Raw genomic sequence first — 471 nt, forward strand, 5'->3', positions numbered from 1 at the left:
CGAACGCGATGCGGACGGGTCTGTACATGGACACCGTCTCCCGGCTCCGCGCGATGGATGGTGACCAAGAACAGCGGTTCAAGAGTTTATACGAGGACATCCGCCCTGAGTTTCAGCACAAGACAGAGGCGGTCGCGGTGGCGCAGTACATCGTCCTCCGTCAGGACCTTCTCTTGGCGGCACAATCCGACCTGTGGGACCGCTGGACTCAGGACGGAGAAGACCGAAAACGCCTCAAATCTGAGGTACTGGATGCCATTGACCAACTCGGTAAGGAGATTCGGCTCTCTTTCAAACACGAGTCGGACCACACGGGAGGGAGTGGTTCCTCTACGTCGAGTAACCGGGCTACATTGTGGGGTGCTGGACCGGATGCTGGTTCACTCTCAAGCGAGGACTGACAACCGTCTCTCCCCGTCCGTCGACGTGGACGGCACAACCGCTGGATGACACATCTGTCCGTCTCACACT

At 58.6% G+C, this 471-nt stretch carries 1 protein-coding gene; it reads left to right on the top strand.

Annotation, left to right across the window (positions count from 1 at the left end; all coding sequences use genetic code 11):
- Nucleotides 1-401, top strand: a 401-nt coding sequence (locus D3D01_RS22760; RefSeq protein ID WP_233563627.1) for a hypothetical protein, incomplete at its 5' end; no start/stop codon positions are given.
- Between the last annotated feature and the right edge of the window lie 70 nt (nucleotides 402-471).

This window comes from Haloarcula sp. Atlit-7R, from assembly GCF_003666065.1.
In the GTDB taxonomy this organism is placed as follows: Archaea; Halobacteriota; Halobacteria; order Halobacteriales; family Haloarculaceae; genus Haloarcula; species Haloarcula taiwanensis.